This window comes from Micromonospora sp. NPDC049891 (assembly GCF_040660295.1).
GTDB lineage: Bacteria > Actinomycetota > Actinomycetes > Mycobacteriales > Micromonosporaceae > Micromonospora.
Genome location: NZ_JBFAML010000015.1, coordinates 71787 through 97714, shown reverse-complemented (window position 1 = coordinate 97714; position 25928 = coordinate 71787). Strand labels below are relative to the sequence as shown.

Annotated in this window: 22 protein-coding genes and 1 riboswitch; of the genes, 11 read left to right on the top strand and 11 right to left on the bottom strand. The window is 69.9% G+C overall.

The features are described from left to right. Positions 1-84 precede the first annotated feature (84 nt). Positions 85-2808: a bifunctional acetaldehyde-CoA/alcohol dehydrogenase gene (gene adhE, locus AB0I71_RS20070; protein WP_357586687.1), complete on the top strand. Its 2724-nt coding sequence runs from the start codon at positions 85-87 to the stop codon at positions 2806-2808. A gap of 80 nt (positions 2809-2888) precedes the next feature. Here adhE and AB0I71_RS20065 read toward each other — a convergent pair whose 3' ends face one another. Both AB0I71_RS20065 and AB0I71_RS20060 read right to left on the bottom strand, forming a co-directional pair. Beyond that, positions 2889-3344 carry a SitI3 family protein gene (locus tag AB0I71_RS20065; protein WP_357586685.1) on the bottom strand — a complete coding sequence of 152 codons (456 nt, stop codon included), beginning with the start codon at positions 3342-3344 and terminating at the stop codon, positions 2889-2891. Positions 3345-3359: 15 nt separating this feature from the next. Next, positions 3360-3749: a hypothetical protein gene (locus tag AB0I71_RS20060; protein ID WP_357586786.1), complete on the bottom strand. Its 390-nt coding sequence runs from the start codon at positions 3747-3749 to the stop codon at positions 3360-3362. A gap of 1948 nt (positions 3750-5697) precedes the next feature. On the opposite strand from AB0I71_RS20060, the gene AB0I71_RS20055 reads away from it, so the two are divergent. Then, a complete protein-coding gene (locus AB0I71_RS20055) occupies positions 5698-6408 on the top strand; it encodes an alpha/beta hydrolase (protein WP_357586683.1) in 711 nt (236 codons plus the stop codon). Between the two features lie 211 nt (positions 6409-6619). Here the strand turns inward: AB0I71_RS20055 and AB0I71_RS20050 are convergent, their stop codons facing one another. Beyond that, positions 6620-7132 (bottom strand): hotdog domain-containing protein, encoded by a 513-nt coding sequence (locus tag AB0I71_RS20050; protein WP_357586784.1) that lies wholly within the window; start codon positions 7130-7132, stop codon positions 6620-6622. A 279-nt stretch (positions 7133-7411) separates the two neighbouring features. Next, positions 7412-9307 (bottom strand): FG-GAP-like repeat-containing protein, encoded by a 1896-nt coding sequence (locus tag AB0I71_RS20045; RefSeq protein WP_357586682.1) that lies wholly within the window; start codon positions 9305-9307, stop codon positions 7412-7414. Positions 9308-9586: 279 nt separating this feature from the next. Between AB0I71_RS20045 and AB0I71_RS20040 the strand changes: the two genes are divergently transcribed. Further along, a complete protein-coding gene (locus AB0I71_RS20040; RefSeq protein WP_357586680.1) occupies positions 9587-11212 on the top strand; it encodes a BTAD domain-containing putative transcriptional regulator in 1626 nt (541 codons plus the stop codon). Between the two features lie 43 nt (positions 11213-11255). On the opposite strand, the gene AB0I71_RS20035 is transcribed toward AB0I71_RS20040, so the two are convergent. Next, positions 11256-11798 carry a CGNR zinc finger domain-containing protein gene (locus tag AB0I71_RS20035; protein ID WP_357586678.1) on the bottom strand — a complete coding sequence of 181 codons (543 nt, stop codon included), beginning with the start codon at positions 11796-11798 and terminating at the stop codon, positions 11256-11258. A 99-nt stretch (positions 11799-11897) separates the two neighbouring features. On the opposite strand from AB0I71_RS20035, the gene AB0I71_RS20030 reads away from it, so the two are divergent. Next, complete coding sequence (locus tag AB0I71_RS20030) at positions 11898-13184, top strand: MFS transporter (RefSeq protein ID WP_357586676.1); 1287 nt, start codon at positions 11898-11900, stop codon at positions 13182-13184. A gap of 38 nt (positions 13185-13222) precedes the next feature. On the opposite strand, the gene AB0I71_RS20025 is transcribed toward AB0I71_RS20030, so the two are convergent. Further along, on the bottom strand, positions 13223-14458 hold the full coding sequence (locus tag AB0I71_RS20025; protein WP_357586674.1) for a serine hydrolase domain-containing protein: 1236 nt from the start codon (positions 14456-14458) through the stop codon (positions 13223-13225). Positions 14459-14676: 218 nt separating this feature from the next. Between AB0I71_RS20025 and AB0I71_RS20020 the strand changes: the two genes are divergently transcribed. Then, positions 14677-14823 (top strand): hypothetical protein, encoded by a 147-nt coding sequence (locus AB0I71_RS20020; RefSeq protein WP_199172089.1) that lies wholly within the window; start codon positions 14677-14679, stop codon positions 14821-14823. Here the strand turns inward: AB0I71_RS20020 and AB0I71_RS20015 are convergent. Further along, complete coding sequence (locus AB0I71_RS20015) at positions 14796-15695, bottom strand: class I SAM-dependent methyltransferase (protein WP_357586672.1); 900 nt, start codon at positions 15693-15695, stop codon at positions 14796-14798. The two genes, AB0I71_RS20020 and AB0I71_RS20015, sit on opposite strands and share 28 nt — an antisense overlap. Positions 15696-15831: 136 nt before the next feature. Further along, complete coding sequence (locus tag AB0I71_RS20010) at positions 15832-16413, bottom strand: XRE family transcriptional regulator (RefSeq protein WP_357586670.1); 582 nt, start codon at positions 16411-16413, stop codon at positions 15832-15834. A gap of 94 nt (positions 16414-16507) precedes the next feature. Here AB0I71_RS20010 and AB0I71_RS20005 point away from each other — a divergent pair, with 94 nt between their 5' ends. Next, positions 16508-18103 (top strand): DHA2 family efflux MFS transporter permease subunit, encoded by a 1596-nt coding sequence (locus AB0I71_RS20005; RefSeq protein ID WP_357586668.1) that lies wholly within the window; start codon positions 16508-16510, stop codon positions 18101-18103. A gap of 122 nt (positions 18104-18225) precedes the next feature. Then, entirely contained in the window at positions 18226-18867 is a 642-nt protein-coding gene (locus AB0I71_RS20000) for a GNAT family N-acetyltransferase (RefSeq protein ID WP_357586666.1), read from the top strand. Between the two features lie 173 nt (positions 18868-19040). Here the strand turns inward: AB0I71_RS20000 and AB0I71_RS19995 are convergent, their stop codons facing one another. Next, the gene (locus tag AB0I71_RS19995) at positions 19041-19595 is read right to left on the bottom strand and encodes a hypothetical protein (protein WP_357586665.1); all 555 of its coding nucleotides are present in this window, start codon (positions 19593-19595) and stop codon (positions 19041-19043) included. Between the two features lie 163 nt (positions 19596-19758). Between AB0I71_RS19995 and AB0I71_RS19990 the strand changes: the two genes are divergently transcribed. The 3 genes from AB0I71_RS19990 to metE all read left to right on the top strand — a co-directional run bounded on the left by AB0I71_RS19990 (position 19759) and on the right by metE (position 23461). Continuing rightward, the gene (locus AB0I71_RS19990; RefSeq protein ID WP_357586663.1) at positions 19759-20292 is read left to right on the top strand and encodes a DUF6817 domain-containing protein; all 534 of its coding nucleotides are present in this window, start codon (positions 19759-19761) and stop codon (positions 20290-20292) included. Continuing rightward, positions 20289-20774 (top strand): pantetheine-phosphate adenylyltransferase, encoded by a 486-nt coding sequence (gene coaD, locus AB0I71_RS19985; RefSeq protein ID WP_357586661.1) that lies wholly within the window; start codon positions 20289-20291, stop codon positions 20772-20774. Before AB0I71_RS19990 ends, coaD begins: the two co-directional genes overlap by 4 nt. Positions 20775-20900: 126 nt before the next feature. Then, positions 20901-21111: riboswitch (cobalamin riboswitch) on the top strand. A gap of 112 nt (positions 21112-21223) precedes the next feature. Beyond that, positions 21224-23461 carry a 5-methyltetrahydropteroyltriglutamate--homocysteine S-methyltransferase gene (metE, locus tag AB0I71_RS19980; protein ID WP_357586659.1) on the top strand — a complete coding sequence of 746 codons (2238 nt, stop codon included), beginning with the start codon at positions 21224-21226 and terminating at the stop codon, positions 23459-23461. Positions 23462-23547: 86 nt separating this feature from the next. Here metE and AB0I71_RS19975 read toward each other — a convergent pair whose 3' ends face one another. Together AB0I71_RS19975 and AB0I71_RS19970 are read right to left on the bottom strand one after the other, a co-directional pair. Further along, on the bottom strand, positions 23548-24594 hold the full coding sequence (locus tag AB0I71_RS19975) for a hypothetical protein (protein ID WP_357586657.1): 1047 nt from the start codon (positions 24592-24594) through the stop codon (positions 23548-23550). Continuing rightward, positions 24591-25298: a TetR/AcrR family transcriptional regulator gene (locus AB0I71_RS19970; protein ID WP_357586655.1), complete on the bottom strand. Its 708-nt coding sequence runs from the start codon at positions 25296-25298 to the stop codon at positions 24591-24593. Before AB0I71_RS19970 ends, AB0I71_RS19975 begins: the two co-directional genes overlap by 4 nt. A 56-nt stretch (positions 25299-25354) precedes the next feature. On the opposite strand from AB0I71_RS19970, the gene AB0I71_RS19965 reads away from it, so the two are divergent. After that, positions 25355-25897 (top strand): GNAT family N-acetyltransferase, encoded by a 543-nt coding sequence (locus tag AB0I71_RS19965; protein ID WP_357586653.1) that lies wholly within the window; start codon positions 25355-25357, stop codon positions 25895-25897. Positions 25898-25928 lie beyond the last annotated feature (31 nt).

Here is a 25928-nt window from a genome sequence, read left to right as displayed (position 1 = left end):
ACCGGGCGGTCAGGGGCGAAAGACCCGGGAGGTCCGGCCACTGGCCACCGGCGCGGATACCGGTGCAGCGGCGACGATCAGGGTGTGACCGGACGACGTGACCCGGCACCGACGATCGGAGTGATAGGTATGACCGCCGCGACCGCGACGAGCCCTCTGCCGACCCCGGCCCCACCGCCGGCGAGCGGGGCCGCCGGCAAGACCGGGACGGCCAACGGGACCGGGCCGACAATCGAGACCCTGGTCGGCAACGGACTCAGGGCTCTGGACGACTACGCCGACCTCGACCAGGAGCACGTCGACCGGATCGTGGCGAAGGCCTCCGTCGCGGCGCTGAGCCGGCACGCGGACCTGGCCCGGATGGCGGTGGCCGAGACCGGCCGCGGCGTCTTCGAGGACAAGGCCGTCAAGAACATCTTCGCGTGTGAGCACGTCACCAATCACATGGCGGGCCTGAAGACGGTAGGGGTCATCTCCCGTGACGAGATCAACGGCATCGTCGAGATCGCCGAGCCGGTCGGCGTGGTCTGCGCCGTCACCCCGGTCACCAACCCCACGTCGACCACCATCTTCAAGGCGCTGCTCGGCCTGAAGACCCGTAACCCGATGATCTTCGCCTTTCACCCGGCTGCCCAGCGGTGCAGTGCCGAGGCGGCCCGGGTGGTCCGGGACGCCGCCATCGCTGCGGGAGCACCCGAGCACTGCATCCAGTGGATCGAACAGCCCTCCGTGGAGGCCACCGGCGCGCTCATGAAGCACCCTGGAGTGTCCACGATCCTGGCCACCGGCGGAAACGGCATGGTACGGGCGGCGTACTCCTCGGGGAAGCCGGCCCTCGGCGTGGGCGCCGGCAACGTGCCGGCGTACGTCCACCGCGGCGCGAAGCTGCGCCGGGCGGCGCACGACATCGTGCTGTCGAAGTCGTTCGACAACGGCATGATCTGCGCCTCCGAGCAGGCGGTGATCATCGATACCGAGGTGTATCCGGCGGTTATGGCCGAGTTCCAGCGGCTGCACGCCCATGTGGCCACCCCGGACGAGAAGCGCCGGATCGAGGAACTGGTCTTCGGCGCCGCCGCCGGTGGCACCGACTGCGCCGGTGCGCGGCTCAATCCGCAGGTCGTCGGCCAGAGCGCGGTGTGGATCGCCGAACGCGCCGGCCTGACCGTGCCGGCCGACACGTCGGTGATCCTGGTCGAGGTGGACCACGTCGGCCCGGCCGAACCGCTGACCCGGGAGAAGCTGTGCCCCGTGCTGGCCGTGCTGCGCGCCGAGTCGACCGAGGACGGAATCCGGTACGCCGAGCAGATGGTCGAGCTGAACGGCCTCGGCCACAGCGCAGTCATCCACACCGAGGACGCGCACCTCGTCGAAGAGTACGGGCGGCGGGTCAAGGCCGTGCGCATCATCTGGAACGCGCCCGCCTCGCAGGGCGGCATCGGCGACATGTACAACGCGTTCCTGCCGTCGTTGACGTTGGGCTGCGGCAGCTACGGACGCAACTCGGTGTCCAACAACGTCACCGCGGTCGACCTGCTCAACATCAAGCGGATCGGCCGCCGGACCAACAACCTGCAATGGTTCAAGGTCCCGCCGAAGATCTACTTCGAGGCGAACGCGATCCGCTACCTGGCAGACCTGCCCGACGTGCACCGGGTCACCGTGGTCACCGACCACACCATGACCCGACTGGGGTACGTCGACCGGCTGATCACCGTCCTGCAGCAGCGGCCCGACCGCATCGCCCTGCAGATCATCGACGATGTCGAACCGGAGCCGAGCGTCGCCACGGTGGACCGGGGCGCGGAGCTGATGCGGTCCTTCCAACCCGACACGATCATCGCGTTGGGCGGAGGCTCGGCGATGGACGCCGCGAAGGTGATGTGGCTGCGCTACGAGCACCCGGAGGTGGTCTTCGCCGACATGCGGGAGAAGTTCTTCGACATCCGCAAACGAGCGTTCAAGTTCCCGACGCTGGGGGAACGGGCCCGACTGGTCTGCATCCCCACCACCTCCGGCACGGGCGCCGAGGTGACTCCGTTCGCGGTCATCACCGACACCGCCTCCGGCAAGAAGTTCCCCCTCGCCGACTACGCCCTCACGCCGAGCGTGGCCATCGTCGACCCGGTGCTCGCCGCTGACCTGCCGCCCACCATCACCGCGGACAGCGGCTTCGACGCGCTGACCCACGCCACCGAGTCGTACGTCTCCGTCTACGCCAACGACTTCACCGACGGACTCGCGTTGCAGGCCATCAAGCTGATCTTCACATACCTGGAGCGGGCGGTGCGCCACGGCGCGGCCGACGCCGAGGCCCGGGAGAAGATGCACAACGCGGGCACCATCGCCGGCATGGCCTTCGGCAGCGCTTTCCTGGGCATCGTGCACGCCATGTCGCACACGCTGGGGGCCACCTTCCACGTGGCGCACGGACGCACAAACGCCATCCTGATGCCGCACGTCATCCGCTACAACGGCACGACACCGGCCAAGCTGACCGGGTGGCCCAAGTACGAGGACTACCGGGCGCCCGAGCGGTTCCAGGACATCGCCCGGATGCTGGGCCTGCCGGCGGCCACCGCGCAGGAGGGCGTCGAGTCGTACGCCGCCGCGGTGGAGCGGCTGCGCGACGCCGTCGGCATCGAGCCGTCCTTCCAGGCGGTCGGCGTCGACGAGGAGGCGTTCCTGGCGTCACTGCCGCAACAGGCACTCAACGCCTACGAGGACCAGTGCGCCCCGGCCAACCCGCGGATGCCGATGCTCGACGACATGCAGGAAATCATGCGCGCCGCGTATCACGGCAAGTGACCGCACGGTCGAACCGTAACGCCGGCGATCCCGCTGGTGCACGTCGAGAACTGGCGCCCTGCCATCGACCGGCACACCCGTCAGTCGCCGATCGACGCCTCCGCGCCGGGGTAGTGGCTCCACCAGCGTTGCCGGTTGTGCTTCCGCAGCTCGCCACCGAACCTGGTCAGCACCACTACCTCGCCGTTGAGCACCAGCGCGGCGTCCTCGGCACCGGAACGGAGCACCCGGCTCACTGCCGCCATCAGGTTGTCGATCCCCCGATCGTCCGGGGCGTTCTTGTCCATGTCGAAGCTCAACGTCGTGTACGGGTCCGGCTCCCACTCCCACCGGGCATCGTCAGCCAGGCCGTCGACATACCCTTCGCGGCCTGCGTGAACCGTGACGCCGAAGCCGCGCCGATCCCACAGATCGGCAACGAGAATCGACTCGTACGGCTCGAAGGCAGCGGCGTCAGCAGGCTCCGGAAAGGCCCGGGCGGCGACCCGATCCAAGGGAACGTCACCGGCAAGGGTCAGTCGGTAGTCAATGGACACGCGGTCCGGGCCTCCTCACAGAATCTGCACGATCTCACCAGCCCGGGTGATCGCCTTGAGCTCCTTCAGTCCCGGGATGGGCCAGTCCCGGAACTGCTTCTGCAAGTCAGCCACATTTCCCTGCCAGTCCTGCAGGTTGATCACCACTCGCTGAGTCTGCAGCTTGCTGACCTTGACGCCGACTTCGAAGCCGATCCCGCGCGCGTCCTTGGTCGCCGAGGGCGAATAGACGTCGAAGACGCGTCCCTCCAACAGATAGTCCGGCCTGCTTGTCGGTTTCCCGCTGTCGCCGGTCCGGGCCCGTGCCTTGGCCACCTCGGCGGGACTGGGATTCTGCCGAACCCGGTAGCCCTTGTCGGCGAGGATGGCCGCCGCGTCATTCTCTCGTTGCAACGAACGCTTCACCGATTCGTCCTGGTTGGGTCTGATCACGGTTGGATTACCGACGGGCTTACCGCCGGTCGGGCCGGTCGGGGACGTGACGGTCGCGGGGGGCGACGGTGGCGGAGCGCCTGCCGGATCCTGCCGGGCCCGCTTCGCCGCTTCCAACCGGGCGACGTCCTCGATCATCCGGTCGATGTCGGCCTTGACGACGGCCTTGGCCCGAGCCTGAACCGTTGCTCGGACGGTGTACGTTCTCGGCGTCCGGGTACGCGGCAGAGTGTAGCTGGCCAGGCATTCCACGGTCGCTGAGCCGTTGGCCGGCATCCTGACGGACCGCTTGCAGGTGCGCACTTTTCGTCCGTCGAGCGTCATGGTGATCGTCACCTCAGCGGTCACCGGACCGCTGGACAGCAGGTACTCCGACTGGAGGTCCACGACGTTGCTGATCGTGTACGTGGCCAGGCACGACGTCTGTAGGCACGGCCCGATCCGACCGTTGCCGTCCAGTTTGAAGCTCACCTGCGAGTCGAACGCGTCGACCAGTTGTCTGACCCGCTGCTTCACCGCCGCGAAGAACGCGTCCAACTCCGTCGAGGACAACGTGCTCAGGTCCAGTGCCAGTCGGTCATCCTCCGCCTGCCCGGCCAACTGGTAGCCGTAGGTGGTGGAACGTCGACCGTCGTACCGGATCGTCCTGGTCGTCGTGGGGGTAGGTGTCCGCGCCGATTCGATCCGGACGATCCGACGGGGCTGACTGGTGCTGATTGACACCAGCGCGTTGGGCGTGAGTACCTGGCGGGTCTCGACCCCGTTGATCGTTTGCAACTCGCCGAGCGTCGCCGCCAGTTCCGGGTCGGCGCCCGCACCGTCGCCGACACCGGGTACCAGATCCGCCGCGAGCGTGGACGGGACCAGCGCCCTCGGATCGAAACCCAGCCTGTCGGCGTCCACCCGCACCCAGGCGTCGCCGTACAGCCTCGCATCGGTCGAGGGTGCTCCGACCGCCGACCAGAAGGCGCTGCCACCACGGGCGAACACGCCGCTGTAGCCCAGGTCGAGTAGTTCGCCCCGGCTGCCGTCGAATTCGACGGTGGACAGGATGGTGCCGTCGCTGGTCACCTGCGAATCGATCGTCACCGAGCCGGCCAGGCCGGCAGTCAGCGTTCCGCGATAGCGCTGTGCCTCGGAGTCGTACAGGTTGCGCGCCGCTTCGTACAGCAGGTCTGCCGCCTGTCGATCGGCCTGGTCCGGCTGGGTGGCCGACATCCGGGAGACGACGGAGACCATCGTGACCGCGAGACCCGCGCACAGTGCCAGGGCGAGGAACGCGGCACCGCCCACCAGCCACCAGACTCTCCGGCTGGACCGGGGCGCGGCCGCGGTTGACGTCGGGCCGGGCCAGGCCGGCGGCCGTTGGCCGTCCGGCTGGTCCGACGGGAGCGCGCCGGAGCCGGGTGGCGGCCCGAGCCCGGGTGCCGTGGCCGGACTGGGCGGCGGCCCAGGTGTCGTGGCCGGACGGTGCGCGGTGGAGTCACGTGGGACATCGAATGCCTCAGGAGGGCCCGACGTGATCGGCTGAGTCTGGCCTGTCGAAGGGTCCTGCGGCATCGAACCGCGATCCTGGTAGGACATGTCCTTTTCTCCGATCCCCCGGCGCGGTGACGATGCTATTGACATCGCGCAATGCACTCGCGCCGCCACGCGTGGGCGCGGCCGTCGCCAACGGCGTTCCGCCCTCGGCCGCGCGCCGAGCCTCGTAGCGATGGCGACCTCTCCCGGGAGTGGACCGGTCCACGACATGGCGAGGCGACGGGTCGGGCGGAGAAAGATCCCGAAATGTGTGGTCTCACGCAGTCTGCCGCGCCCTTGTTGCGTGCTCCGATGTGCAATATATTGCACATCGGAGCCGGTGGTCGCCGGCCTGAGGCCCGCCCGGAGAAACCCGGCGCGGCGACGGAAGGACAGTCACATGAGCACCACCGGTCAAGAGGTCAAGAACGTCGTGCTCGTGCACGGCGCGTTCGCCGATGGTTCCGGCTGGCGCGGCGTGTACGACAAGCTGACGTCCCGGGGCTACCGGGTCACGATCGTGCAGAACCCGCTCACCTCGTTCGAGGACGACGTCGCGGCGACCCTGCGGGTGCTGGACCTGCAGAACGGCCCGACGATTCTCGTCGGCCACTCCTGGGGTGGCACGGTCATCACCGAGGCGGGAGTGCACCCGAACGTCGCCGGACTGGTCTACGTCTCGGCGCTGGCGCCCGACGCGGGCGAGACCACCGCCCAGCAGTACGAGGGCTTCGCCCCGACGCCCGACTTCGTCATCGACGTCGCCGAGGACGGCTACGGCTTCCTCAACGCCGACGCGTTCAAGGCCGGTTTCGCCGCGGACGCCAGTGACGCCGACGCCGCCTTCCTCCGCGACTCGCAGGTGCCCATCAACATGGCAGCCTTCGCGACGCCGGTGAAGAACGCCGCCTGGCGCGACAAGCCGAGCTGGGCAGTCATCGCGACCGAGGACAAGGCATTCGACCAGGCAATGCTGCAGCACATGGCCAAACGCATCAACGCGGCGATCACCAACGTCCCGGCCAGCCACGCCCTGTATGCGACCCAGCCCGGCGTCGTCTCCGACGTGATCGTCACCGCCGCGCAGCAGGCCGCCCAGGTCGTGCGCTGATTCTCACCACTGGAAGCCCCGGCCGGCTCATCCGCGCCGTGTGAGCCGGTCCCGAGCCCGACCCTGCCAGCTCAGCCGGCGGCTGACCGTAGTCCGAGCGCGACGCACAGGTCCGGTTGACCCGCCTCGGCAAGTGGCCGTCAGCCACCCGGGCGGCGGGAGGCCCGCCGCCCGCGTCGGGCCGGGCCGCTGCGGAGAGTCCCAGTACGACTCAGCGCTCCTCGGTGCCGTCGAGCAGGGCCTGCCGCAGGGCCAGGCGGTGCTCGCGGCGGATCTGCGCCTCGCGGTATCGGCGCCGGTCTCCGTCGGTCCGGGGTAGCAGCGGTGGCACCGGCCGGGGGTGTCCGTTGTCGTCGACGGCGACCATGACCAGGTGGGCGGTGGCCACGTCGGTCGGTGGCACGGCCCGGTCCCAACGGTCGGCGGTGACCTTGACGGTGACCTCCATGGAACTGCGACCCGCCCAGGTGATCCGGGCGCCGACGGGTACGACGTCGCCGACCCGGACCGCGCGCAGGAAGGCGGTCTCGTCGATGGCGGCGGTGACTGCCGGGCCGTCCGAGTGCCGGGCGGCGACCACTGCGGCGACGGAGTCGATGAGGTTGAGAATCCGGCCACCATGGACCGTGCCCATCAGGTTGGTGTGGTGCTGGTCCATGATCTGCGACAGGGTCAGGTGGGAGGCCGACGGTGGTCGGCCGGCGAGAGTGGTCGTGTCGTGCACGGTGGCGTCCGTCCTCGGGCTACAAGCCACCGACCCGCCGGCGTGCACGTCGAGGGACGCGCCGTTGCGGCGCGTCACCCGCCCGACCCGCCCTTGAGGTCGACGGCAGCCTTACGACGCCCGACCGGAACGGTCGGGCGAACCAGCGCCGTCGGCCACCCTATCCTGCACCGACGCCCTGGGACGTGGGGCTGTCCTACGAGTCCAGCGAGTGCAGGCAGCGGTACGGCCTCCGCATCCCCGTGCGGAGGCCGTACCGGAGGCATGCCGGGTCAGCGCCTACCAGTTGCCCAGTACGAGGCGCCCGGCGACGTTGTTCAGGTTGAACGGTCCGCTGGTGTACCAGACGCGGGCGGAGAAGTTGCCGTTGCGCCAGACGTAGTAGGAGAAGGTGCCGTCGGCGTGCTGGTAGGCCATGACGATGTCGTCCTTGCCGTCACCGTCGACGTCACCGGCGGCCATCCGGTCACCGACCGCGCTGAGCCGGAAGGACCCGGAGTCGTAGTCGCTGGTGCGGTTGAAAGAGTCGCCGTCGGAGAGCCAGCGATAGGTTCGCATCGTTCCGTCGCCCTGGTCGTAGGCCATCGCCGGTTCGGCCTTGCGGTCGCCGTTGAAGTCGCCGAGGACGAGACGTCCGCCGACCCGGTTGAGGCCGAACGACCCGCTGGTGTACCAGACGCGGGCGGAGGCGTTGCCGTTGCGCCAGACGTAGTAGGAGAAGGTGCCGTCGGCGTGCTGGTAGGCCATGACGATGTCGTCCTTGCCGTCACCGTCGACGTCACCGGCGGCCATCCGGTCACCGACCGCGCTGAGTTGGAAGGATCCGGAGTTGTAGTCGGTGGTGCGGTTGAAAGAGTCGCCGTCGGAGAGCCAGCGGTAGATGCGCATCGTTCCGTCGCCCTGGTCGTAGGCCATCGCCGGTTCGGCCTTGCGGTCGCCGTTGAAGTCGCCGAGGACGAGACGTCCGCCGACCCGGTTGAGGCCGAACGACCCGCTGGTGTACCAGACGCGGGCGGAGGCGTTGCCGTTGCGCCAGACGTAGTAGGAGAAGGTGCCGTCGGCGTGCTGGTAGGCCATGACGATGTCGTCCTTGCCGTCACCGTCGACGTCACCGGCGGCCATCCGGTCACCGACCGCGCTGAGCCGGAAGGACCCGGAGTCGTAGTCGGTGGTGCGGTTGAAGGAACTTCCGCCGGAGAGCCAGCGGTACATCCGCATCGTTCCGTCGCCCTGGTCGTAGGCGACCGTCGGGGCGTCGCGACCGGCCGGCTTCGGCGGGGCAGGCGGCGTGGTGGGCTTCGCGATCTTCGTGTATCGCCGTGCCACATAGCTGGTGGCCCGGTGACTGTCGATGGTTCCGGCGTCGATCGCCGCCGTCCGGATCTTCACTGGCGTCGACCCGAAGGTGTAGTAGGTGAAGTGCCGACGGTCGGTCTTCCAGCTCTTGAACAGGACGACGTGCTTCGCGGCGATGTTGAGGATGTCGCCGGGCTGTAGATCAGCCTTGTTGATCTGGTTGGAGAAGTTGTGCAGCGTGTGCGTGCTGGGGTCGGCATTCAGATGCCAGGCCATGCCCACGTAACCGGAGCAGTCACGCCGGTACTTGCGGGTGCGCGGCGGATCCCAGGAGAACGCCCGCTGGCTGTACGGTCCGGGCTGATGGTCCACCCAGCCCTGGGCGCGCTGCATGATCTCGGCCCGAGTGATCGGCCCGCCGATCGAGGAGGCCGTCGCCGTGAACCCCTCGCCACCGTCGGAGCCCTGGGGTGCCCCGGCCGCCGAGGGATCCTCGGTCTCGTCTATCGGATCGTCGTCGGGCAGTTCGTCGCCGGAGTCGTTGAGCTGGCATCCGTCGAGCTGGGCTGCGATGTCGGCCGGTGTCGACTCGTCGCAGACACCGCCCGAACCGACGTTGAGCGGCTTCCACTGTTGCGCCACGTCCTCGTAGCGGAAGAGCACGAACGACGCGTCGTACTCGCCTTCCGCCGGCACGACCGCGGTGGCCCAGGGCAGGGCGCAGCTCACGCCCTCCAGCACGGCGGGATTCCCGGCCGCCTCGTCGGTCAGCGGATCAGCCCGAAGACCGGCCAGCAGGGCCGCCGGGGTCGGACAAGCCAGATCCGCTGCGGCGGCCTGGGCCGGGCTCCCACCCGGTACGGCGAGAACACCCGTCACCATCAGTACTGTCGCGAGCTTTCGCCCGCCGAATTCACGCACAGTCTTCTTCCTCCCCGTGTGTCGTCAATGGACGTCGGTACGTCCCGTGCTCGAGGGCGGCTCAGGTAGCTGAGCGTGCCCGATATTCGACGTCGGATCAGCCCGGTCCCGCACGGCAGGCGCCCCACGACCAACGGGACCAGTGTGTGAGGCGGCGCTTATCTGCCAGCTTGCCGATCACCAGCCACGCGGTTGCCAGCCCTTCGATAGGCTTGGATCGACCTACGGGGGGTGGGTATGCGGTTCGGGGTGTTCGGCTCGGTGGAGGTCGTCGGAGCCGATGGTCCGGTGTTGGTCGGCCAGCCCCGGCACCGAGCGTTGTTGGGCTATCTGCTGCTGCATGCCAACCAGGTGGTCACTCCGCCGCAGCTGATCGAGGCCCTGTGGGGAGGGGCCGAGCCCCCGTCCGCGCTGTCCCAACTGCATGTCGGGGTTTCCACGCTCCGACGCGCGCTGCGTGATCTGGGCATGGCCGACGTGATCCGGACCCGTCCCGGCGGGTACCTGATGATCCTGGCCGACGGCGACCTGGATGCCCCCGTCTTCGACCGACACGTCAGCAACGCCCGCGCGGCGCAGCGGCGTGGCGACTGGCCGGTGTCGGTGGAGCTGCTGCGCCAAGCTCTGGCGCTGTGGCGGGGCGACGCCCTCGCCGGGGTGACCGCGCCCTACGCAACAGCGGCCCGACGACAGCTGCACGAGTCACGCCTGGCGGCCCGCGCCCTGCTGACCGAGGCTGAACTGGCACTGGGCCACCACGACGACCTCATCGGCGAGTTGCAGGATCTGGTCCGCCAGCACCCCGAGCACGAACAGCTCGTCTGTCAGCTGATGCTGGCACACCATCGGTGCGGCCGGCGCTCCGACGCACTGAGCACCGCCCGGGCGTATCGTCGCCGCTTGGCCGACGAGCAGGGCCTGGACCCGGGTATCCAGTTCGCTCAGTTGGAGAAGGCGATCCTCAACGCCGACCGGTCACTCGACCTTCCGGCACCAGCCCGGACCGTCCCGCGGCGGACCGAGGCGTCGCCGGCTCAACTCCCGTTCGACGTTCACGACTTCGCAGGTCGTGAGCGCGAGATGGATCAACTTGACGCCCTGCTCGACCCGACGGGCACCTGCCGACTCGCCCTGATCAGCGGTACTGCCGGGGTCGGCAAGTCGGCGCTGGCACTCCGCTGGGCCCACCGCGTCCGCGAGCAGTTCCCCGACGGACAGCTCTACGTGAACCTGCACGGCTTCGACACCCGACGACCGCCCGCGCAGACGCTGACCGTGGTGCACTACTTCCTGCGCTCGTTCGGGGTGGAACCAGCGGCGTTTCCCACCGACGTCGACGAGGCCGCAGCACTGTTCCGGTCGCGGCTGTCCGGTCGGCGGGTGCTGATCGTGCTCGACAACGCCGCCGACACCGACCAGGTCCGGCCCCTGCTACCCGGCGTCGGGAGCTGCCCCGTCCTGCTGACCAGCCGCAGCCGGCTACCCTCCCTGATCGCGCACGAGGGCGCACGACCGCTGCACCTGGCACCGCTGCGACGGGACGAGGCAACCCGGCTCCTTCGGCGGATGCTCACCCGTGGGGCCAGCGACGCCGCCGTGGAGCGACTCGCCACCCGCTGTGCCGACCTGCCGCTGGCCCTGCGTCTCGCGGCAGCACAACTCATCTGCCACGACCATCTGACGGTGGCGGAGTACGTCAGCCAACTGGATGAGAGGGACACCCTGTCACTGCTGGACCACGGCATCGACGTCCAGGTGCTGTGCGGGGGAGGGCTGGAGGAGACGAAGACATACCTGCGCATGGACGGTCCCGACGACACCGTACGCGTGCTGGATCATCTTCCGGGTCCACGACGTCGATGAGCGAGGCGGGCCGCGCTTGTCGCCGACGGCAACGAGACAGCTGTCAGGCGCTCTGGCGCCGACGGCGGTAGGCGGCGACCTTGGTGCGATTGCCGCAGACACCCATGGCGCACCAGGTCGCCGTCCGGCTGCGTGACTCGTCGTAGAACACCCAGCGGCAACCGCCGTGGTGGCAGGTCTTGAGTCGGGACCAGGTGCCGTCCGACTGGGCCTCGTAGGCGGCTGCGAGAAGGATGGCCAGCGCTGCGGAGTGGTCATCCCGGCCCGGGGCCAGGTGCAGGGCTCCCGTGACGCCGGGCAGCACCACCAGTGGCACGTCGAGCGCGAGGCGGGCGAGGGCCTCGTCGTCGGGAGAGCCGTCGCCGCATCTGGCTCGCAGCTCCCTGCGCAGGGTCCGCAACCGGTCCAGCTCGACCGGGCCGGGCGCGGGGGGCGGCGTCAGGCCCGCCTCAACCATCCAGGTGTACGCCAGGACGGGCTCGTCCAGCGCGTCGGTGCCCCGCTCGACGTGCAGCGAGTTGAGAAAGCGCTGCACCAGATGCAGCCGTCCGGGCGCGGTGGCGGGGACAGTTCGACCGGTACTCACCCACCCAGTGTCCCATCAGCAGGGCAGGATGACACCACCAAAACAACAATGATGGTTACATAGGTGGCCTCCGGGTAAGGCGGAGCGCGGAGGTGCGGGATGACGAGTACGACGGTCACGTCCCAGCAGGCGGCGTCGATCTGGCGCAACCGGGACTTCCTCTGGTTCTGGGGCGGCCAGTCCGTCTCGATGATCGGCAGCCAGATCACCACCTTCGCCGTACCGGTGCTGGCCATCACCGCGCTCGGCGCCGACGCCGGACAGCTCAGCCTGCTGCGCACCATGGAGTTCCTGCCTTTCCTGTTCCTCACCCTGCCGGTGGGGCTGTGGATCGACAGGCACCCACCCCGCCCGGCGATGATCGCGGCGAACCTGCTGCGCGGGGTGCTGATCGCCGCCATCGCCATCGCCGGGGTCACCGGCCTGCTGCATCTGAGCTGGTTGTCCGTGGCGCTGCTGCTGATCGGCGTCGGCACCGTGGTCTTCGACGTGGCCTACCTGTCCTACCTGCCGTCAGTGGTGAGCAGGGACCAGTTGGTCGACGGCAACAGCAAGCTGTCGGTCAGCTACTCCATCTCCGAGGTTGCCGGTCCCGGTGTCGCCGGAGGGCTGGTCCAGGTGCTGACGGCGCCGGTCACCCTGCTGGTCGACGCCGTGTCCTATCTGCTGTCGGTGCTCACGCTCAGGGCGATCCGCACCCCGGACACCTCGCCGGTCGACGACGGCGGGGCGAAGGTCGGGCTGCGTCGGCAGGTCGCCGACGGCGTGGCGGTCGTGCGGCGCAACCCGTTCCTGCGCACGATCTGCCTGGAGTCGTTCACCTACAACTTCTTCGTCCAGTTCGGCGAGACACTAATCGTGTTGTACGCGCTGACCCAGCTCGATCTCGGCGCCGGGATGCTCGGCCTGTGCATCAGTGTCGGCAGCCTGGGCGGGCTGGCGGGGGCCGCGGTCGCACCGCGCGTGGTGCGCCGCTTCGGATTCGGCCCCACGTTCGTGGCCGGCACCGCGCTGGGCTGTGTCGCTCCGGTGCTGGTGCCCCTCGCCGACGGGCCGCCGCTCACCTCCGGGATCCTGATCGCCACGTCGTACCTGGTGACCGGGTTCGGCGTGACCATCTCAGTGATCGGCTCGGTGACGCTGCGGCAGACCGTGGCGCCGGCGAATCTGCTCGGGCGGGTCAACGCGGTCATGCGGTTGGCCAGTTACGCGGCGGTTCCGCTGGGCTCGTTGGCCACCGGTTTGGTGGCCACCACCTTCGGAGTTCGCAACGGCCTGTTCATCGGGGTGGCGGGTCTCCTGCTGCCGACACTGGTTCTGATCTTCTCACCGGTACTCAAGCTGAAGGACCCGTTGGACGCCGGCCCGCAGCATCCCCGTCCATGACTGGGGAACAGGCCGGCGTCCAGACAGGGTCAGGGTGCCTAGGGCGTCGCCACCGCCGCGTCGTTGCCGGGCATCCGGGCCACGCCGGGCAACTGCGGAACGGTCTCTGTCGAGCGGCTGGTCACCTCGCTGGCCGGGCACATCGCGGCGCGCAGCAACGTGTTCCAGGCGATGTCGATCGGGTGCGGATCGGGCAGGCCGACCTGGTAGTGGCTGATGTTGACCCCGGTCGACACCTGGCGGGAACCGTCGCGGCTGTGCAGCGAGAACGTCAGGTGACCGATGGTCGCCCCGTCGTGGCCCCAGAACTCGCCGCACGGGGTGGGAAGTGAGTAGATGCCGAGACCGTAGCCGCCGGCTTCGGGCTGCTCCGGCAGGATCGGTACCCGGGTGAGCATCTCGTCGAGGGTGGCCGGGCTGAGCAGGTCACCGCCGAGCAGCGCCCGGAAGAAGGTGTTCAGATCGGCTGCGGTGGCGATCATCTCGCCGGCCGTCCAGGCCCAGCTCATGTTGAACTCGCTGAGGTCGCGCACCCCGAACGGGGCGAAGTAGGCACCACTGTGCGGGCCACGAATCTTCGGATCGGTGCCGGGGAAGGATGTTCCGGTGAGCTTCAGCGGCCGCAGGATGCGTCGCTGCACCTCGTTCGCCGCATCGTTGCCGGTGACCGCTTCGATGATCAGTCCGGCCAGGAGATAGTTGGTGTTCGAGTAGCTGAAGACGGCGCCGGGAGCGTTCGTCGGTGGCATGGCCAGGCCCACGGCGACCAGGTCAGCCGGAGCGTACGTGGTGACCTGCATCTGGTTGATCGCCGCGTAGGAGTCGATCAACGCGTTCGTGTAGTTGCCGATGCCGCTTGTGTGGTTCAGCAGCATCCGGACGGTGACCTGGGCACCACGCTCACCCGGCACGGTGTCCGGCAGCCACTGCCCGATCGGGTCGTCGAGGCCCAGCCGGCCCTCGTCGACGAGTTGGAGCACGGTGGTGGCGACGAACGTCTTGGTGACGCTGCCGATCCGGTGCCTCAGCTGTGGCTGCATCGGTCGAGGTCGGGTCAGGAACGCCTGACCGGCGGCGTCGCGCCAGTCGTGCCGGCCGTCGCGCACCGCGACCAGCACGCCTGGAACGCCGGCTTCGGGTACCGCGGTGAGGGCCGCCCGCAGCTCGGCGCGATCAAGACCGCCGGCGGCCGGACCGGTTGACGGACCCGGCTGCGCTGTGGCGGATGCGGGTACGACAGCGATCGTGGCCACCAGCGCGACGCTTGTGGCCACGGCCTTCAGTGTCCGGAAAGTACTTGACATATGTGCATGCTCGCTGGGTCTCGGGCTGCCCGCATCCTGCTCAGGCGGGAGATCGGACTCCCGCTGCGGTACGACGACGGTCCGCCGTCGGGCGCAGTTGCGATCAGCGTCGGGCCGGCCGGGGTTTCGCAACCTGGACGGTGGGGGTAGAGATCGATCCGCCTTCAGCCAACCCTAAGGAGACTGCCATGTCGGTACAGGCGTTCCTCTATGTCGTCGCGGTCATCTTGCTGGTGCTCGCCGCGTTGCCCCTGCCCACCCGGGGGGTCTCGCTCGCACTGCTCGGAGCGGCGTGCGCTCTGCTGGCCTACGCCTGGCCGGTGATCACCGAGTAGGTGGATGAGGGCGTGGCGCGCCGACTCGATGCAGTCGATCGGCGTGCTGCCCACACGGTGCGTCTGGTTCGGACGGTGAGATCAGTACGGCGCCGGATGCTGTGTGGGCTGTCGGCGTCGAGCAGCCGGTCGAGCGCGGCAAGGTCCTCGGCGGCGAGGGCGTCGGCGACCTTGTGTCGGATGCGCTGGAGGCCGGCGTGGGCGTAGGCGCCGACGGCCTGGTCGCCCGCCCCGTCGATGTTCACGTCCACCAGGCGCTCGCCCTCGACGGTGAATCCGGCGGCGGTGAGCATCGGCCCCCAGTCGGCGCCGCGGTGGGGGAGGTGCTCGGCATGCACCCGGTCGCCGGCTGCGTGGCAGCGCTCTTCCAGGCCGGGCCGGTCGTCCGGGGCGTTCTCGGGGAGGAAACGCGGGAATCCGGCCAGTTCCACGACGGCGAACAGGCCGCCCTCGGGCAGCAGGTCGTGGACCGCGCGCAGGACCCGTTCGGGGTGGGCCAGGTGGTGCATCGACGCCGAGGCCCACACCAGGTCCGGGGAGCCCAGGTCGGGCCAGTCGGGCTCGTCGAGGTTGGCCTGGACGGTCCGCACCCGCTCCGTCTCACCCCGGGCGTACGCCTTTTCCCGCAGGCGCTGGAGGTGCCCGGCCGACGAGTCGACAGCGGTCACCTGCGCCTCGGGGAAACGGTCGAGCAGGGCGAAGGTTCCCGCTCCGGTTCCGCTGCCCAGATCCACGATCTGGCGCGGGGGAGTGTCGAGGGATAGCCAGGCGGTGATCTCGGTGGTGTGCGCGGCGAGGACTTCCGCGTCCAGGTCGAGGATCTCCGCCTGCCCGGCGTCGTCGTGGCGCTCGTGGTGGGAAGAGTGGGTCATACCGCGACATTAAGACGATCATTCGGCTGCGGCACGATCGCTTCCCGATTACGCAAGACGATTGCGGAAAGAGCTGCCCGACGCGCAAGAACGGTCGTCGCGTGCCGTGCCCGCGGTGGTGCACCGACCGGCGCCGTCACTGTTCTGAGGGCTCGCGCTTGCCCTGTTGGTGTCCACGGCGGGCGTCGCGGTCGAAGATGCCCAGGATCTCGCAGGGGCCGCCGTCAGCGCCGATGGCGTGCGGCAGCATGGTCGGGAACTCGGCGGCCTGGTTGGTCTCGAGGCGGAAGCGGCGATGTCCCAGCATCAGGACCGCCGTGCCGGACAGGACCACCAGCCACTCACGCCCAGGATGGGCGCGCATGCGCGCCGGGTTGTCCGGGGGTGGCTGGGTCATGCGCTGGCGGACCACGGACATGCCCGGGTCGGCCTTGATGGGCCAGCGCATCATCCCGTGGGCACCATCGATCATCGGGCTGGTGACGATGTCGTCGGAGGCGGTCTCCACGAGCTGGTCCAGGGTGGTGTCCAGGGCGCGCGCGAGCGTGACGAGCTGGTCCAGGGCGAGGCGGCGCTGTCCGTTCTCGATGCGGCTCAGCGAGGACTGACTGAGCCGGGCCCGGGTGGCCAGTTCCTCCAGGGACCACCCCTGAGCGACCCGCAGCGCACGGATCCGTTTGCGTACGAGGCTGTCCAGGTCATCATCGTCTTGCGTCATGGGCAACATTGTATGCCCCTGGAGCACCGTGTGGGTAGCGTCGTGCCGACCCGGCCGGACCACGCCGGGCCGCTGCCCTTGCGGAGAGGAATCCATGAGTACGCACCAGCCAGCACCGCTCACCACCGCACGAAGCGACGCTGCGGTCGGCGGAGGCGCTCCCGACACACGTCAGTTGCGGATGATCCTGATCGCGGTCTCCGTCGCCCTGATGGCCATCATCGCCTCCGTCTCTGGCCTGAACGTGGCCCAGACCCACCTCGCGGTCGACTTCGGTGCCGCACAGACCACCGTCCTGTGGATCATCAACAGCTACACCCTCACCCTGGCCGCGCTGCTGCTCCCGCTCGGCGCCCTGGGCGACCGGCTGGGCCGCAAGCCCATGCTGGTAGCCGGGCTGGTCGTATTCGGTGTCGCGAGCGTCGCGGCGGGCCTGGCCCCGAACGCCGAGATCATGCTCGCGGCGCGGATGCTCAGTGGCGTCAGCGCGGCGATGATCATGCCGATCACCCTCGCCGTGATCACCTCCACGTTCCCAGAACACGAACGCGGTAAGGCGATCGGCGTATGGACGGGCATCGCCGGTGGCGGCGGCATCCTCGGCATGTTCCTCTCCGCCCTGCTCGTCGACGTGGCCTCCTGGCGCTGGCTGTTCGTCCTGCCCGTGACCCTGGTCGTCGTGGCCCTTGCCATGGCGCTGACGTCGGTGCCCAACTCCCGCGAGCACTCCGGCCAGTCCTTCGACCTGCTCGGCGCGCTGACCTCCAGCGTGGCCGTGGTCGGGCTCATCTACGTGCTGCACGAAGGACCGGAACGCGGCTGGAGTGACCCCGTCACGGTGATCAGCCTCCTCGTCGGCCTTGCCGCGCTTGTCACGTTCGTGACCTGGGAACTGCGGCGCCGGGACGCCGCACTACTGGACGTACGCCTGTTCCGCGAGCGGGGCCTGGCCGGCGGTTCGCTCACGCTCCTGGTCGTCTTCGGCGTCCAGGCAGGCATCGCCGTGGTCCTCTTCCCGTTCTTCCAGGCCGTGCTCGGCTGGTCGGGACTGCTGTCCACCCTCGCGATGATGCCGATGGCGGTCCTGATGATGATGACGTCCGCGCTGGCCCCTCGCCTGGCCACCCGCATCGGCCCCCGATCCACGATGGCCCTCGGCATCGCGCTGGGTGGCCTGGGTCTGACCCTCATGGCCCTGGTCGTCTCGGTGGACGGCGGCTACCTCTCCGTCCTGCCCGGCATGCTCGCCATGGGCGTCGGCATGGGCTTCGCGATGACTCCCTCCACCGAGGCGATCACCAGCTCCCTCCCCGCTGCCAAGCAGGGCGTGGCCTCCGCGCTCAACGACATCACCCGCGAGTTCGGCACCGCGCTCGGCGTCGCCATGCTCGGCGCACTGGTGTCGGCCGGCTACCGCAGCTCCATCGACGACAAGCTGCACGGCGTCCCCGTGGCCACCGCCAGCACCGCCCGTGCAGGAATCGCCACCGCCCTGGACGCGGCCAAGGAGGCCAGCTTCCACAACCCGCAGGTGGTCCACGCCGCGCAGCAGGCCTTCGTCGACGGGTGGCGGCAGGCCATGCTGGTGGGCGTTGCCGTCATGGCCGCCATGTTCCTCGTCGTCCTGGCCCGCGGCCCCGAGCGCCGCCCCGCCCGGGCAACCGAAGCCACCGAGACCATCGCGGGCTGACCACCTGGGAGCACGGGCGCTCGCGGTGAGTTCACGGGGCACCACGGTCACCGTGCAGCTGACATGCTCGGGATGCTGTCGGGACCAACCGTGCGGACCGCCGGAGCCGGGAAAGGATAATCATGGGCAGCGAACTGGCCGACATCCTCGATGCGGCGGCCCAGGGGCGTTTCCCGGCACCGGACGGCGGCATCACCGTGGTGCCACAGCCAAGCAGCCGCGACGCCGGAGTTGTCGCTTTCACCGCCCATTCCGTGATCTTCACCGACGAGGACCCGCTGTGGGTACGCCGCACCCTGGCTGCTCTCGACTGCGACGCCCTGGCGGCCGCGATGAATCCGGCCTTCCTGAGCGCGCTGCTCGACCGCACCCGGCGCTCGATGGACACGATCGACCTCTTGACGGTGGCGAGCCCCCTCGCCGGTGAGCCCCAACTGAAGCTGGAAGAAACTGCGGGCGCGGATCATCCACGTCAGGTCAGGGCACGGAAGCGCCGTGATGACCTCCGGGTCTGGGCGGCCGACGGCGGACTGGTCATCCTCGGCCGCGGTGTGGCAGGCCGCTGGGAAACGGCGATCGAGGTCGACGAGGGGCATCGCCACCGGGGCCTCGGGCGGGCACTGGCGACGGCCGCCCGCCATCTGGTGCCCGACGGCCAGCCCGTCTGGGCGCAGCAGGCCGCCGGCAACGCCCGCAGCGTCCGCGCTTTCCAGGCGGCTGGCTTCCGGCCGGTGGGAGCCGAAGCGCTCCTGCTCGACCCGTAGGCGTCACTGAGAACGGGCGGTTCGGGTCGCTGAGGACACCCTCGCCCGCCCGCGCCGTCCGCAGGTCCGCGATGACGACGCATTGTCGGCGGACGGTCCCTGCCGCTGGCGGCCGCCCGGTACCAGCAGGGCAACGGGCGGCCGGTAGCGCGCGTGGCTGGCTGCCTTCGTGGTCAGCTCAACGTGAAGGTCACGTCGTCGACGTCGAAGGTCGTGACGCCGTTACCGGCCGTCTCGCTGGCGAGGAAACTGGCCGTCGCGGTGCGCTCGGTCGTCGCGGTCCCGGTCGACATGCTGTACTGCCGCCACTGTGACCCGCCGTCGAAGGCCAGTGAGAACCTGGTCTTCGGGGGTATCCCGGTGACCGCCAGCCCGACGTTCAGGTAGTCGCCGCGCATGGTCTCGGTGGTGGTGGTCCGGACCCAGAAGCGGACCGTCAGGTCGCAGTCTGCCGGCACCGTGACGGTGGTGCGCAGCAGGTCGGTACGCGTGACGTCCAACCCGGCGAAGGTGGCGTACGCCCGGCCGGTGTGTGCCGGCCGGGCCGCGTCGCCGAGCACGACGATGCGGGGTCCGGCATCCCAGCCGGTGGTGCCACGCTCGAATCCCGGATTCGAGTGGATCTGCCCGGCGCAGGGTGCGCCGGCGGCCGGCCGACCACTGGGCGCACTGCCCGTGCTCAGCACCAGCAGGGCCGCAGCGAGGGCGGTGGTGACGAACGCTTTCATCAATCCTCCCCGTGTCAAGACGTTCGAAGAACGATGCCAATCGACCATGCTCGATGAGATTCGGGGCGTCAAGCTCTTCCCGGGTTCCGGCGCCCGCAGTGCTGTGACATATTGCCCACCCGCGGGGCCAGCGGTTCCGGCAGCCGATACCTACAGTCGGGCCATGGGCACCGACGAAGGCGCGCGGGGCTGGCTCCGCCGGCATGGGGCGGAGCAGATCGCGCACCCGGGGGGCAACCTGTACGCCCACCTGTGTCGAGTCAGCGACCGACTTGCCGTGCTCGGCTGCGGCGATGAGGTGCGGGCCGCGGGCCTCACCCACGCCGTCTACGGCACCGACGGGTTCGACCTCGCCCTGCTTGACCGGGCCGATCGCTCCGTACTGCGGGACCTCGTCGGGGCCGACGCCGAGGAGCTCGTCTACCTGTACGGCGCCTGCGACCGTGGACGCAGCTGGCGGGAGCTGGCACGGACCGGCCAGGTGTTCGACCGTTTCGCAGGGCAGGTGAGGACACCGAAGCCGGCTCAGCTCCGGTCCCTCGTGGACCTGAGCATCGTCAACGAACTGGACGTCATCGAGCACGATCCCACGGTGGCGGCCCGCTACGGCGGTTACTTCCAGGAAGTGTTCGCCTCATGGTCGCCACTCGCCTCCGAGCAGGTCATTCGCGACGTGCAGCGGGTCCTGCGGCCGTGAGACCCGGACCATCCGCCGGGCCGCCCGCGGCGGCGCGACCCCCCGGTCGGGTACGCGTACGAGCGGTCTACCCCGGCAGCTTCGACCCCTTCACCGCCGGGCATCTGAACGTGGTGGAGCGGGCCTGTGCCCTCTTCGACGACGTGGTCGTGCTCGTCGCGGTCAACAGCGGCAAGCACCCGGGCGCCGACGAGCGGGAACGAGCCGCCGCTGTCCGGGCCGCGTTGCCTGTCGAATGGCCCTCCGTCACCGTCGCGGCCTGGCGCGGGCTGACCTCCACCTACTGCCGTCGCCACGACGTAGGTGTGATCGTGCGCGGCGTGCGTGACACCACAGACCTTCAGGCCGAGTACCGACTCGCCGCGATGAACCAGTCGCTCGGTGTCCCCACCCTGTTCCTGCCCGCGCAGCCGGAACTGAGCAGGGTGTCGTCGACCGCGGTGCGTACGGTGGGGACGTCGCCCTCGTCCGCCCGGTCGTAGCCTGCCGCCATCGGCGCAACCCTGCCGCACCGCCGCGCCGGAACATCTGACACCGGCGAACCGGTCAGCGGCGCACGCCGTCCCGTACGTCGGACACTCCCGACCGGTCGGCACGCTCTGACCCGTACCATGGCCGGTGGCGCTGGTTCGTCCCGTCCGCTCGGGCGGGACGTCGCAAGAGGGAACCCGGTGTGAGACCGGGACTGCCCCGCAGCGGTGAGTGGGAACGACCGCCGTCAACAAGCACTGGACCGCGAGGTCTGGGAAGCGACGGCCAGTAGGCGACCTGGTGTCATGCCCGCGAGTCCGAAGACCTGCCAGTGCTGCGCACGCCGCCGGTGTGCGCCGCCGGCGGCCTCTCGGGAGGGTCAGGGCGGAAGCCGGTACCCGAGGTGTACCCGTCTTCCCCTCTCCGTGTCCGCCGGACACTTCGAGGGAAGGACCCCCTGGTGAGTACCGCATTCGGGCAGAGCACCGTGCTCGGCTACCCACGCATCGGTGCCAATCGTGAACTCAAGAAGGCTGTCGAGGCGTACTGGGCCGGCGCTGTCGACGCCGAGGCTCTGGACAGCACCGCCGCCGGACTGCGGGCGCAGGTGTGGCGGACGCTCCGCGACGCCCGGCTCGACGCGATCCCGTCGAATGTCTTCTCCTACTACGACCACATGCTCGACACCGCCGTGGCCGTCGGCGCCGTCCCGACCCGGTTCACCCGGCTGGGCCTGTCCACCCTGGACACCTACTTCGCCATGGCGCGGGGTGTCGACGCCGAGCCGGCGCTGGAGCTGACGAAGTGGTTCGACACCAACTACCACTACCTGGTGCCGGAGATCGCCCCCGACACCGTCTTCACCGCTAATCCGGCGAAGGCGTTGGGCGAGTACGCCGAGGCCCGCGACCTGGGCATCACCACCCGGCCGGTGTTCGTCGGACCCGCCACGTTCCTGCTGCTGGCCAAGGGTGAGGATCCCTTCGCCCGCCTCGACGACCTGGTCGAGACGTACGCCCGGATTCTCGCCGCCCTGGCCGACGCGGGCGCCGGCTGGGTGCAGCTGGACGAGCCGGGCTACGTCGCCGACCGCACCCCGGTCGAGATCGACGCCCTGCGCCGCGTCTACACCCGGCTCGGTGAACTCACGCACCGACCCCGGATCTTCGTCGCGACCTACTTCGGTGACCTCGGCGACGCGCTGCCCGCCCTGCTGGGCACCCCTGTCGAAGCCGTCGGTCTGGACCTGGTCGCCGGACCGGGCAACCTGCACCGGCTCGCGGCCGCCGGACCACTGGGTGGCAAGACGATCGTCGCCGGCCTGGTCGATGGGCGCAACATCTGGCGCACCGACCTGCGGGCCGCCGTCGCGGCCGGCGCGACGGTCGCCGGGCTGGCCGACCACGTCGCCGTGTCCTCGTCCTGCTCGCTGCTGCACGTGCCGGTCGACCTGTCCGCCGAGACCCACCTCGACCCCCGGCTGTCCGAGCGGCTGGCGTTCGCCCGGCAGAAGGTCGACGAGGTCGTCGTGCTCGGCCGCGCGCTGCGCGACGGCACCACCGCGCTACCCGAGCCCCTGCCGGGGACCCCGGCGGACTGGCGTCACGACGACGTACGCGGTCGCCTGGCCGCGCTGCGTCCCACCGACCGGCAGCGTGGTGACTACCCCACCCGGGCCGCCCGCCAGCAGGAGCGGCTGGGCCTGCCGGAGCTGCCGACCACCACGATCGGCTCGTTCCCGCAGACCGCCGAGCTGCGCAGGGCCCGCGCCGCGCACCGGGCCGGCCACCTCGACGACGCCGGCTACGCCCACCGGATGCGCGCCGAGGTGGAACAGGTCATCCGGTTGCAGGAACAGCTCGGCCTGGACGTGCTCGTGCACGGGGAGCCGGAACGCAACGACATGGTGCAGTACTTCGGCGAGCAGCTCGACGGCTTCGCGGCCACCGAGCACGGCTGGGTGCAGTCGTACGGCTCCCGCTGCGTACGCCCGCCGATCATCTACGGCGACGTGGCCCGCAAGGCGCCGATGACCGTCGAGTGGTCCACCTACGCGCAGTCGCTGACCAGCAGACCGGTGAAGGGCATGCTCACCGGCCCGGTCACCATCCTGGCCTGGTCGTTCGTCCGCACCGACCAGCCTCTCGCGGACACCGCCGACCAGGTAGCGCTGGCCCTGCGCGACGAGTGCCGCGACCTGGAGGCCGCCGGGATCCGGGTCATCCAGGTCGACGAGCCGGCGCTGCGGGAGACGTTGCCGCTGCGCAGCGCGGACCAGAAGGCATACCTGGACTGGGCGGTCGGCGCGTTCCGGCTGGCCACCAGCGGTGTCGCCGACGACACGCAGATCCACACCCACCTGTGCTACTCCGAGTTCGGTGAGGTGATCACCGCCATCGACGCCCTCGACGCCGACGTCACGAGCATCGAAGCGTCCCGGTCGAAGATGGAGGTCCTCGACGACCTGGCCGCGATCGGCTACGGCCGGGGTGTCGGCCCCGGGGTGTGGGACATCCACTCGCCCCGGGTGCCGCCGCGCGACGAGGTGGTCGAGGCGCTGCGGCTGGCCGTCGCGGCCGTACCGGCGCGCCGGGTGTGGGTGAACCCGGACTGCGGGCTGAAGACCCGCGGCTACCCCGAGGTCGAGGCGTCCCTGCGGCACCTGGTCGCCGCCGCCGCCGAGGTCCGCGGCAACTGACACCCGAGCCGGGCGGACCCACCACACCGGGGCCGCCCGGCTCGACCCGCACGGTCACCTCACCGACATCACACGTCCGGCGTGGGCTACCGCTGGCCGTGCTGGTGGATCCGCCATCCACGACGGCCGGTGGTGAGGGCGTAGCCGACGGTGGCGACGCCAAGCGCCACACCCCAGCCGAGGAACACCAGCAGCGTGCCCGCCACCGCCCATTCCTCACGGACGTCCGACCAGCGAAGCTCGCCCGCGTGCAACTGTCCTACGAACACCGCGCCGCTCAACACGCTGTAGATGACGAGGGCCAGCGCCACCGTTGCGGCCGGGATCACCGCGAGCAGCGGTGGGACCTGTCGATTCCGCAGTCCCGGCACCCAGCGCGGGAACTGCTGCCCCCAGCGCTGTATCAGCCCGAGCACGAGCAGCCCGGCGACCGGCGGGACGAGGGTGATCGCGGCACCCGTCGGAGTCGAAAGGTCGTGATGGATGTCCGCGAGTTGCCGGGTAGCGATGCCGAACGGCACGCCGAGCGCCCAGAGCCCGTGTGGTACGGCCCAGCCGACCACTGGCAGCACGACTGCGACGTACGCCGCGCGACGGGTCCACCGAGGCACCGGCTGGAATCCCGCCACCGGTGCTTCGCGCCGGGGACCGACGGCGTTCGCGAGCCCGGCGAACAGGATGCCCCCGGTCAGCAGCGCGAGCCGGGCACCGAGGTCGCGCCAGTCCGAAGGACGCCCCGCCACCGCCGCCGGGATCTCGAAAAGCAGATGCAGCGGGAACGCGACGACCAGGAGCAGCGCGGCCGCCCTCCAGTTCCCGGCGGCCAACGCGCGGCCACGGAACCGGATCGAGACCGCGACCAGGATCGCGAGGGCGACACCGACCCCCACCGCTCCCCACCCCGCCCAGAACGGCAGCGTTGCGACGCGGTCCGCGCCGCAGCCACCCGCCGAGCCGACCAGGTCGGTGCGGTCGCAGGCGGTGTACCCCCACCGGCCGCCCGCGATCCAGTACGTGCGTAGAGCCAGCTCACCGACGACGAACACGATGCACGCCACCGCCCACGGCCAGATCCGGGCGACCGAACACGATCGGGGGGAGTGAGGGGGTCGCGTCGTCGTCTTGACGGTCATGCATCGATGCTCCGGGGCGACGGGTCGCCGGTCCTCCCTGTCCAGGGTGATGCGCTCCCTCTCCCGGGGGAGCACGGGCGGTTTCCGTCGTCCATCCCGGCCACGGACGGTGCCGCTGCCCCGTCCTGAAAGACGCCGAGCTGGTGGTGGACCGCGGCTGTCACGCGGTCGCGGTCCCCGGTCGCCAACAGGTCGAGCAACGCTCCCCTGAGGACGGCCAGAGCGAGGGTACGGCGGGCTGTGCCTTGTGCGCTGGCTCTCTCCTGCGGGGGCTGGCACTCGGCCAGGACGGTGAGCCAGTCGCGCACCGTGGCCGCGGCGAAGCCGCCCCACACGCCGTCAGGCTCCACAAGTGACGTGGCGTAGGTTTCGGCCCACAATTTCAGCAGTTGCTGGTGTTCTGCGGCGGCGAGCCACCCCCAGAGGCGCTTGACGGCGGTGGCCAGGCCGATGGCCTCCGGGTCGCCGGAGTTCTGGACATGGTTGAGGATCGCGAGTTCATCAGCGCGGGCCCGGGCCAGGACCGCCCGGGTCAGGCCGTCCTTGTTGCCGAAGAGGAAGACCAGGACGCGCGGGCTGGAACCGATCGCGGTGGCCAGCGGGCGCAGGGACAGGCGTGCCAGGCCGTGCTCCAGCGCGTACCGGTAGGCGGCCTCCAACAGTTCGGTCTTACGAGCGGAGGGAATTGTCGTCTCCTCGGTCACCGGCGTAGCCTACCTCTACTGAAACGCTCGTTTCAGTAACCGAGGGGGTTCGAAGCATGACGCATGGGTGTCAGCGGCGGGTCGAAATCACCGTGCGCCCCGCCGACCGTCCCGGGGACCTGGGCTGGGTGGTGATGGCCCACGGTGAGACCTACGCACAGCAGTTCGGCTGGAACACCGAATTCGAGGCGTTCGTCGCGACAATCGTCGCCGACTACGCCACCAGCCACGATCCGTCCCGTGAGGCGGCATGGATCGCCGAAGCCGACGGTGAACGTGTCGGTTCCGTCTTCCTGGTCGCGGGTGACGAGCCTGGGACGGCCAAGCTGCGCGTCCTCCTGGTCATCCCGACCGCCCGTGGCCTCGGCATCGGTAGCCGCCTGGTCGACAAGTGCCTGACCTTCGCCCGCCAGGCCGGCTACCGACACGTCGTCCTGTGGACCAACGACATGCTCGAGTCCGCGCGCCGGATCTACCAGGCCGCCGGATTCACCCTCATCGACGAGAAGCCTCACCAGAGCTTCGGTGACGACCTCGTCGGTCAGACCTGGTCGCTGACCCTTCAGCAGGACCGGCAGGGCAACGGCTCAGCAGGCTAGCGCGGCCTCCAGGGGAGCTCGGCGGTGTCGC

Excerpts from the sequence above, each read along its gene's own strand:
- AB0I71_RS20030 (WP_357586676.1), top strand. The coding sequence starts at position 11,898 with ATGACGAGTACGACGGTCACGTCCCAGCAGGCGGCGTCGATCTGGCGC.
- AB0I71_RS20055 (WP_357586683.1), top strand. The coding sequence starts at position 5,698 with ATGAGCACCACCGGTCAAGAGGTCAAGAACGTCGTGCTCGTGCACGGC.
- AB0I71_RS19965 (WP_357586653.1), top strand. The coding sequence starts at position 25,355 with ATGACGCATGGGTGTCAGCGGCGGGTCGAAATCACCGTGCGCCCCGCC.
- AB0I71_RS20000 (WP_357586666.1), top strand. The coding sequence starts at position 18,226 with ATGGGCAGCGAACTGGCCGACATCCTCGATGCGGCGGCCCAGGGGCGT.
- AB0I71_RS20010 (WP_357586670.1), bottom strand. The coding sequence starts at position 16,413 with ATGACGCAAGACGATGATGACCTGGACAGCCTCGTACGCAAACGGATC.
- AB0I71_RS20015 (WP_357586672.1), bottom strand. The coding sequence starts at position 15,695 with ATGACCCACTCTTCCCACCACGAGCGCCACGACGACGCCGGGCAGGCG.
- AB0I71_RS19990 (WP_357586663.1), top strand. The coding sequence starts at position 19,759 with ATGGGCACCGACGAAGGCGCGCGGGGCTGGCTCCGCCGGCATGGGGCG.
- AB0I71_RS20005 (WP_357586668.1), top strand. The coding sequence starts at position 16,508 with ATGAGTACGCACCAGCCAGCACCGCTCACCACCGCACGAAGCGACGCT.
- AB0I71_RS20020 (WP_199172089.1), top strand. The coding sequence starts at position 14,677 with ATGTCGGTACAGGCGTTCCTCTATGTCGTCGCGGTCATCTTGCTGGTG.
- AB0I71_RS20040 (WP_357586680.1), top strand. The coding sequence starts at position 9,587 with ATGCGGTTCGGGGTGTTCGGCTCGGTGGAGGTCGTCGGAGCCGATGGT.
- AB0I71_RS19975 (WP_357586657.1), bottom strand. The coding sequence starts at position 24,594 with ATGACCGTCAAGACGACGACGCGACCCCCTCACTCCCCCCGATCGTGT.
- AB0I71_RS19995 (WP_357586665.1), bottom strand. The coding sequence starts at position 19,595 with ATGAAAGCGTTCGTCACCACCGCCCTCGCTGCGGCCCTGCTGGTGCTG.